General features: G+C 64.1%; 8 protein-coding genes and 2 pseudogenes. 8 read left to right on the top strand and 2 right to left on the bottom strand.

All coding sequences use genetic code 11. The features are described from left to right. The 7 genes and pseudogenes from phoU to arsJ all read left to right on the top strand — a co-directional run. Positions 1-579: phosphate signaling complex protein PhoU (phoU, locus tag ABIR74_RS08210; RefSeq protein ID WP_348176920.1), on the top strand; the 579-nt coding region annotated here is incomplete at its 5' end. Between the two features lie 135 nt (positions 580-714). After that, positions 715-1752, top strand: a complete 1038-nt coding sequence (gene pstS / locus ABIR74_RS08205; RefSeq protein WP_348176918.1) for a phosphate ABC transporter substrate-binding protein PstS — start codon at positions 715-717, stop codon at positions 1750-1752. A gap of 15 nt (positions 1753-1767) precedes the next feature. After that, a complete protein-coding gene (gene pstC, locus ABIR74_RS08200; protein WP_348176916.1) occupies positions 1768-2739 on the top strand; it encodes a phosphate ABC transporter permease subunit PstC in 972 nt (323 codons plus the stop codon). Continuing rightward, positions 2736-3629, top strand: a complete 894-nt coding sequence (gene pstA, locus ABIR74_RS08195) for a phosphate ABC transporter permease PstA (RefSeq protein ID WP_348176914.1) — start codon at positions 2736-2738, stop codon at positions 3627-3629. The genes pstC and pstA overlap by 4 nt, the downstream gene beginning before the upstream one ends. A 110-nt stretch (positions 3630-3739) precedes the next feature. Continuing rightward, the gene (locus tag ABIR74_RS08190) at positions 3740-4084 is read left to right on the top strand and encodes a metalloregulator ArsR/SmtB family transcription factor (RefSeq protein ID WP_348176912.1); all 345 of its coding nucleotides are present in this window, start codon (positions 3740-3742) and stop codon (positions 4082-4084) included. Positions 4085-4148: 64 nt separating this feature from the next. After that, positions 4149-5133, top strand: a pseudogene (locus tag ABIR74_RS08185) (ArsJ-associated glyceraldehyde-3-phosphate dehydrogenase). A 19-nt stretch (positions 5134-5152) separates the two neighbouring features. Continuing rightward, positions 5153-6406: an organoarsenical effux MFS transporter ArsJ gene (gene arsJ, locus ABIR74_RS08180; protein ID WP_348176910.1), complete on the top strand. Its 1254-nt coding sequence runs from the start codon at positions 5153-5155 to the stop codon at positions 6404-6406. Between the two features lie 139 nt (positions 6407-6545). On the opposite strand, the gene ABIR74_RS08175 is transcribed toward arsJ, so the two are convergent. Further along, positions 6546-7652 carry an inorganic phosphate transporter gene (locus tag ABIR74_RS08175; RefSeq protein ID WP_348176908.1) on the bottom strand — a complete coding sequence of 369 codons (1107 nt, stop codon included), beginning with the start codon at positions 7650-7652 and terminating at the stop codon, positions 6546-6548. 9 nt (positions 7653-7661) lie between these two features. Then, positions 7662-8282, bottom strand: a complete 621-nt coding sequence (locus tag ABIR74_RS08170) for a DUF47 family protein (protein WP_348176906.1) — start codon at positions 8280-8282, stop codon at positions 7662-7664. Positions 8283-8349: 67 nt separating this feature from the next. On the opposite strand from ABIR74_RS08170, the pseudogene ABIR74_RS08165 reads away from it, so the two are divergent. Then, positions 8350-8613, top strand: a pseudogene (locus ABIR74_RS08165) (hypothetical protein); the annotation flags it as partial.

Below are 8613 nucleotides of genomic sequence, written 5' to 3'. Positions count from 1 at the left end.
GGTGCCGTCGACGTCCTCCGCACCCAGGATGTGGAGCTCTGCGATGAGGTCGTCGCATTCGATGATGAGGTCGACGCGTGCTACCACGGAATCGAGAGATCGATCGCGCTACTTCTCGCGCAGCAGTCGCCCGTCGCGACCGACCTGCGCCTCGTTCTCGCGATCCTGCACAACTCCATTCACCTCGAGCGGATCGGCGACCAGTGCGTCACGGTCGCGAAGTTGACAAAGCTCGCTGCAGATCTCGAGCCTCGCAACGATGTCGTTGAAGGGCTCACCGAGATGGGCGAGCGAGCGGAGGAAATGGTGAGGATCGCCCTCGACTCATTCGCGAGGCGCGATGTCGAGCGGGCCTGTGGGCTGGTCGATCTCGACGAGCTGATCGACCGCACGAACCACAGAGTCTCGGATCAGGTGCTTTCGATGGCGGCCACTCCAGGCACGCAGGAGTGGGGCATCCGGATGATCATCGTCGCGCGCTGCATCGAGCGGATCGGCGACAACGCGGTCGACATTGGGGAGCAGACAGCCTTCATCGTCACGGGCGAGTTTCACGAGTTCACGGACGCCTCGCACTGAGATGCGTTCACCGGTATTCAACCACTTCCTCACCGGAGCGCTGCCCACCCGGGAGCGCCGGGCCGGAATCCTGACATCTCACGCCCGTCAAGGGAGTGCTAACGGAAAATGGCAACCAAGGGAGAGGGTCGAATCATGAAGCGAGCTCTTGGGCTCATGGTCATCGTGGCCAGCCTGGTCGCGGTGGCAAGCGTCGTCGGAGCCGCAACCGCGGCGCCGGCGAAGAAGCAGGACACATCGCTGTCGGGGGCGGGTAGCTCGTTCGTCTTCCCGCTCATCTCGAAGTGGATCCCAGCGCTGGGATCAGCGTACGGGTACAACGTCTCCTACTCCCCGATCGGCTCGGGCGGAGGAATCGCAGCGATCACGGCCAAGACGGTCGACTTCGGAGCAACGGATGCACCGCTCACGAAGGATCAGTTCGCCGCCTGCAAGGGCTGCGTCGAGGTTCCCTGGGCGCTCTCGGCAACGGCGATCATGTACAACCTGCCCGGAATCAACTGCGTCCTCCGACTCGGCGGGAAGCAGCTCTCCGACATCTATCTCGGCAACCTCACGAAGTGGAACGATCCGAGGATTGCCGGCAACAACGGCAAGTGCAACTTGCCGGACACCAAGATCACCGCGGTGTACCGCTCCGACAACTCGGGGACGACGTATAACTTCACCGAGTATCTCGCTGCGGTCAGCCCGACCTGGAAGTCGAAGCTCGGGGTCGGCGTGAACGCCCAGTGGCCGGCTGGTCTCGGCGCACGCGGAAGCTCTGGTGTTGCCGGCGTGATCACGAAGACGCCCGGTTCGATCGGCTATGCGGACGTCGCGTACGCACTCAAGAACAAGATCCGCTTCGCTTCTGTCCTGAACGCCTCGGGTAGGTACGCGACGCCGGGTCTGCGCGGAATTCAGGCGGCTGCGGCCACGCTCCCGGCGAAAGTCACGAGCGAGGACGGTGCACTCTCGATCGTGAATCCGCCCAAGGGCAACCCGCTCGCCTACCCGATCTCGACGTTCACGTATGTCGTCGTCCCCTCGGGGTCGTCGAAGGCCGCAGAGCTGAAGAAGATGGTCTACTGGGCCGTGACGCAAGGGCAGAAGTTCGGGCCGGCGTTGCTCTTCCAGCCGCTGCCGAAGCAGGTACAGGCCTTCGCCTACAAGCAGATCAAGAAGATCTAACAGCTCACCGTTTCAATGAGCACCGTCACCCCAGATCCCCTGGCGCCCGCGCCGATCGACCGCCAGGGGATCCGGCTGGGTGACGTTCTGTTCAAGGGAATCGCGTTCGTCGCGGCAGTTGGTGTCACAGCTGTCCTCGGTCTCCTCACCTACGAGGTCTTCTCCCTCGCCTGGCCTGCGATCGAGGAGTTCCGGTTGTCGTTCATCTGGACGCAGGGGTGGAACCCAAACTCCAACGTCTACGGTGCGCTTGTCTTCATCTACGGGACGATCGTTACGTCCGTCATCGCGCTGCTGCTCGCGACCCCGCTCTCGATCGCGATCGCGCTCTTCCTGACGGAGATCGCTCCGGGGCGAGTCGCTGCACCGATAGCGACGATGGTGGAACTGCTCGCAGCGATCCCGAGCGTCGTTCTCGGTCTCTGGGGCATTCTCGTCTTTGGGCCCTGGGTCGCGAATCACCTCGAGCCGTTCCTCAACACGTGGTTCGGGTTCCTGCCGATCTTCTCCGGCGATCCGTCGCAGGCCGGAATCCTCCCCGCCGCGCTCGTCCTCACGATCATGATCATCCCGATCACGTCGGCGATCTGCCGCGAGCTCTTCAGTCGCGTCCCACGCGATCTCTCCGATGGTTCGCTCGCGCTCGGCTCGACGCGGTGGGAGGCGATTCGGCGCGTCGCGATCCCCTACGCGGCGCCGGGAATCTCGGCTGCCGTCCTGCTCGGGCTCGGCCGGGCATTCGGTGAGGCGATCGCGGTCACGCAGGTGATCGGGAGCGGCAACACCATCAATGAATCTCTCTTCCCTCCTGGTGACACGCTGGGAAGCCGCATCGCAAGCAGCTACATCGGCGCGAGCACTGCGATCGAGGCCCAATCGCTCCTCTACCTGGCTGCGATCTTGCTGGTGATCTCGCTCGTCACGAACGTGTCCGCACAGGCGATCGTGAATCGATTCCAGAAGGCTCGCAGGATGTCGACCGGATGAGCTCCGCCCAGATCATCGATCCGTACGACATCACGGCCAGCTCGAACAACCTTGGCCGCCGGCGCCGCATTCAGAAGCTGGTCTCGCTCCTCGCTATCCTGAGTGCCGCCTTTGCGGTCGCGCTTCTCGCGCTCGTGCTCGGAACCGTGCTCTTCAAGGGACTCAGTCAGATCGACACGGCGTTCTTCACGAAGCCTGCAGCTCTCTTCGGCGAGAAGGGCGGCATCGCGGACGCCTTGATCGGTAGCGCCCTGATCGTCGGAATGGCCATGATCATGGCCGTCCCGATCGCGATCCTCGTTGCGATCTACATCGCTGAGTACGCAGGCCCGAAGGCTGCATCCTTCTTCCGCGTCATGCTCGATGTTCTCAACGGCGTCCCCGCCATTATTGTCGGCATCTTCATCTACGGCCTCCTCGTTGTCGGGAAAGGCCAGAGCGCCATCTACGGAGCCATGGCTCTCGCGATCCTGATGATCCCGATGGTCGCGCGTGCGACGCAGGAGATCCTCGAACTCGTCCCGCGCCACCTTCGTGAGGCGAGCCTCGCCCTTGGCGTACCTCGATGGAGGACCGTGTACAGCATCGTTCTGCCGACCGCGATCGGCGGCATCCTCACCGGGGTTGTGATCGCCGTCGCGCGGGTGGCCGGTGAAACCGCTCCGCTTCTGTTCACGTCTTCGATCACCCAGAATCAGATCTCGTTCAACGTCGACGAGGCACTGCCGACGCTCCCGGTCAGGATCTTCACGCTCTCGGAGTCGCCCTCGCCCGACGATCAGGCGGCTGCCTGGGCGGCCGCACTCGTTCTGATCGCGTTCGTGCTCGCGATGAACATCATGGCCAAGGTGATCGCAAACCGGAAGCGTAAGAGCCTCGAAGGCGGGTAGACCGTGCGAACCGATCTGCATGCATCGATGTAGTTCGATATATTGAGCCTCGTCGATACAGGGAGGCCGATGATGGTGGGGATAGGCGAGCTGGGCGAAAGGCGGAAGGTATGAGTACGTCGCCCGAGGCGGCCGCCTGTTGCACGCCGCTCTCGACAGCGGTGATGAGTGACGAAGGGACGAACGCAACCGCCGAGCTGTTCAAGGTGCTCGGCGACCCGGCTCGGGTGCGGATCGTGAACATGATCGCCGTTGCCGGGTCCGCGATCTGCGCCTGTGACTTCTACGACGCCCTCGGTCTGGGGCAGCCGACCGTCTCCTATCACCTGAAGAAGCTCACGGACGTTGGCCTGCTCGAGCGTGAGCAGCGCGGGAAGTGGGCCTTCTTCTCGCTGAACGAAGAGGCGGTCGAGAAGCTGGCGGCGGTAGCCGACCTTAAAGTCGCGCGATGCTGACGTCGTCGCTCGCCCATCGCGCGTGACCCGGGTGATCCGTGTTGGCATCAACGGTTTCGGTCGCATGGGTCGCCTCGCGCTTCGCGCGGGCTGGGGCCGGAATGACCTGGAGTTCGTGCACGTGAACGAGGTTCAGGGCGGCGCGGGCACGGGAGCGCATCTCCTCGAGTTCGACTCCGTCCATGGAAGGTGGGCAATGCCTATTACGAGCAACGAGCACGACCTGACCGTCGATGGTCGCCGCCTGGGCTGGTCGAATGTGGCCGAGCCCATGGGCGTCGATTGGCAGGGCTTCGGAGTCGACGTAGTGCTGGAGTGCTCGGGCAAGTTCCGCACAGGGTCGACGTTGAAGCCCCACCTCGAGTGCGGCGCTCGCAAGGTCGTTGTGGCCGCTCCCGTCAAGGACGGGTCGGCGCTCAACGTCGTCGTCGGCGTCAATGACGACCGCTATGACCCGGCCTTCCACTCCATCGTGACCGCTGCGTCGTGCACGACGAACTGTCTCGCTCCGATCGTCAAGGTGCTGCACGAGGGGATCGGGATCAGTCACGGCTCGATCACGACGCTCCATAACCTGACCAACACGCAGACGATCGTCGACGCGCCGCACAAGGATCTGCGGCGCGCCCGCGCAGCGGGTATGTCGCTTGTTCCTACGACAACCGGATCGGCCACCGCGATCGGCCTGCATCTTCCCCGAGTTGGAGGGCCGCCTCGATGGGCACGCGGTGAGGGTGCCGCTGCTCAACGCATCACTCACCGACTGCGTCTTCGAGCTCGTGCGCGAGACCACAGTGGACGAGGTCAACGACCTCCTGCGCGCCGCGGCCACGGGGCAGCTCGGGAGCATCCTCGGCGTCGAGGAGCGGCCACTCGTGAGCGTCGACTACGTGAACGACCCGCGCTCGGCGATCGTCGATGCTCTCTCGACGATGGTCGTCGCCGGTACCCAGGCGAAGGTCTACGCCTGGTACGACAACGAGTGGGGCTACGCGAACCGGCTCGTCGAGCTTGCCGCGATCGTGGCGCGGAGCCTCGAGAGCCACTGATGCGACCGGGCGTGCGGCGATGAGCACCGCAGATCCGCCCACAGGCACGCGGAGCGCCGATCTGCGCAACTACGCGATCGTCACGAGCGCCTACTGGGCTGACACGCTCACGGACGGTGCGCTCCGCATTCTCGTCCTCTTCTACTTCTACGACCTTGGATACAGCCCGTTCCAGGTCGCGATGCTCTTTCTTTTCTACGAGATCTTCGGGATCATCACGAACCTCGTCGGTGGCTTCCTCGCGGCGCGGTTCGGACTGAAGGCAACCCTCGTCGGTGGGCTCGCAACCCAGCTCGTCGCCATCTCCATGCTCGCGCTCGTGCCGGCGGCCTGGCTTGTCGTGCCGTATGTCATGGCAGCGCAGGCGCTCTCAGGCATCGCCAAGGACCTCACCAAGATGAGCTCCAAGAGCGCCGTGAAGCTCGTCGTACCAACGGACGCCTCCGACACGCTGTTCCGCTGGGTCGCCTGGCTGACCGGGTCGAAGAACGCCCTCAAGGGCATCGGCTTCTTCGTCGGCGGGCTCCTCCTCACGGTGATCGGCTTCCGCAGCGCGCTCGTCGTGCTTGCCGCACTCGTCGGAACTGCGCTCGTGGTCGTGCTGACGATGATGCGGGGCTCGCTCGGGAGAGGGAGCGCCAAGGCGAAGTTCTCCCATATGTTCTCGAACACGCGCGCGGTCAACGTGCTCGCTGCAGCTCGCCTGGCCCTCTTCGCCGCACGCGACGTGTGGTTCGCCGTGGCCCTTCCTGTCTTCCTCCGCACGCAGGAGGACTGGAGTTTCTGGCAGGTGGGCGCGTTCCTGGGAGGATGGGTCATCTTCTACGGGATGGTTCAGGCCTCAGCGCCTTCGTTACTGCACCGGCGCGGCCACGGCGAGCCGACAGGGCTTACCGCGACGTGGCTCGCGTTCATCCTTGCTGCGCTCACCGCGAGTATCGCGATCGCCCTTCAGGCAGACGTTGACCCGTCAATCGTCCTGGTCGTCGGACTGCTCATCTTCGGCGTGATCTTCGCGCTCAATTCAGCAGTGCACTCGTTCCTGATTCTGCACTATTCGGACGGCGACAGGGTCGCGATGAACGTCGGCTTCTACTACATGGCGAACGCAGCCGGTCGGCTCCTCGGAGCCGTTCTATCAGGGCTGCTCTACCAGTGGCAAGGGCTCCCAGCCTGCCTGGTCACGAGTGTCATTCTTCTCCTCGCGGCCGGGATACTGTCGCTTCTGCTTCCCCGCGAATCCGCGACCACCAGCCGTCAAGCACTCGCGTGAGCGGCATTGACGACTCCGGCGCTAATGGTTGACGAAAAGGCAGTCCTCGGTCAGCGATCGCGGTCTCGGTCGGCGTCTTCGGCGCGACGTGGGGCGAGGCGCTCGCCGGGGTGGTCTGCTCGCTGATCGCGGCTACGTTCTAGATCGGAGCGCTCTCGAGTGCCTCGGGCGGGAGCAGCCGCCGCGTCTCCCAGCGTCGCGCGGCGAAGGCCGTGTACGAGATCGCGATCGCTAGCGCAAAGACGATCGCGTCGCCTCCCGGGAGCCGCGTGATCAGCTCCATCCCGCCTCCGACGAGTGCGGCCATCGGGATCGTGACGATCCACGCCATCACGATGTTGCCGGCGACGCCCCAGCGCACGGCATGCAGGCCGCGTGTGGCCCCGGCGCCCATAACCGAACCGGAAATGACGTGCGTCGTCGAGACCGGGAATCCGAGGTGCGCGGTCGTCCACAGCATCGAGGCGCACGCAGTCTGGGCGGAGAATCCCTGAGGCGGGTCGATCTTGGCGATGCGCGTCCCGAGGGTGCGGATGATCCGCCACCCGCCGGCGTAGGTACCGGCGGCCATCGCGAGAGCCGCGCTGACGATCACCCACAACGGGGGCTTCGAGAAGTTCTCGTCGAGGTTGCCCGAAGCGACGAGTGCCAAAGCGATGATCCCCATCGTCTTCTGGGCGTCGTTCGTCCCGTGCGTGAGCGCGACGAAGCCGCCTGAGATAAGTTGGCCCCTCCGGAAGACGCGATTGACCTTCGCAGGTGAGCGCCGCTTGATCACCCAGACGATTAGGGTCATCAGCGCGAAGGCGAGCACGAGCGCAGCGAATGGAGCGATCAGCGACGGCTTCAGAACCTTCTCCCAGAGGCCTGACCACTCGATCACGCCGAAGCCCTGCGCGACGATCGCCGACCCCATGATGCCGCCGATGAGCGCGTGGCTCGAGCTCGACGGCAATCCCAGAAACCACGTGATCAGGTTCCAGGTGATCGCGCCCACGAGGCCGGCGAGGATAATGCTGAGCGTGATGACGGCAGGGTCGACGATCCCTTTGGCGATCGTGGCAGCCACTTTGAATGAGATGAAGGCGCCTATGAAGTTGAGGATCGCCGCCATCGCGACAGCGTTTCGCGGCGACAGCGCCCGCGTGGATACGCTCGTCGCGATCGAGTTGGCCGTATCGTGAAAGCCGTTTGTGAAGTCGAAGAAGAGCGCGACGACGACGACGGCGACGAGGGTCAAGGTCACGTTGACCGGCTACGCGTTCTTGACGAGGATGTTCGCGATCACGTTGGCTGCGGTCTCGCACGCATCGAGGGCGCGCTCGAGCGCCTCGTAGATGTCCTTCCAGCGGATCACGATCAAGGGATCGATCCGGTTGTCGCGGAAGAGCGACGCGAGTGCATCACGGAGGACACGGTCGCCTTGATCCTCGAGCGACTTGAGTTCGACCAGCGCGGCCTGCACGCCCTTCATCCCCTTCAGGTTCTGACACGCCGTGGCGAGCTGCTCGACGGCATTAACGATGATCCCGCACTGCTCGACGGCGTGACGGGTGGGCATCTCGACTCCGTAGAGGCCGAGCAGGTCGGACGCCTCTTCCAGGAAGTCGACGACATCGTCGATCTCGGTAGCGAGCTGGTAAATGTCCTCGCGGTCGAAAGGTGTCAGGTACTGGGTATTCAGGAGCACGATCAGATCGCGGGTAATCGCGTCGCCCGCCGTCTCGGCAGCCTTCACCTGCTCCTGCGTGACGCCGGAGTTCGGGTGCTCGCGGAAGCGGCGCTCGACGAGTCTCGCAACCTCGAGGGCATTCTCGCCCGAGTTGGCGAAGAGGACAAAGAATTCGGTGGTCTTTGGGGTGAGAGAGAGTTTCATGTATGAACGGCACTCTAACCACTTGGAGACAGGGGTAAACAAGTAACCCTAGTACGATCTGGTCCAGATGCGGGAGACCCTCGAACGCGAAGTCAAGCTAGCCCCCGGAGAGTCGTTCGTCCTCCCCGAGCTGATGGGTGAACGGCTCCCGAGCCGGGTCTTCATCTCGACCTACCACGACACCGAGGATCTGCGGCTCGCCCCGCACGGTGTCACTCTTCGCCATCGAGTCGAGGACGGGACAGGGCTCTGGCAGCTGAAGCTCCCGCGTGAGTCCGCGAGGCTCGAGCTCGAGGTGGCGGGACAGGCGACGCGGCCCCCGGTCGAGCTC

The sequence above is a fragment of the Gaiella sp. genome (genome assembly GCF_039915195.1).
Taxonomy (GTDB): Bacteria; Actinomycetota; Thermoleophilia; order Gaiellales; family Gaiellaceae; genus Gaiella.
Note: the sequence above shows the minus strand (reverse complement) of the source record. Positions and strands in the feature narration are given on the sequence as shown.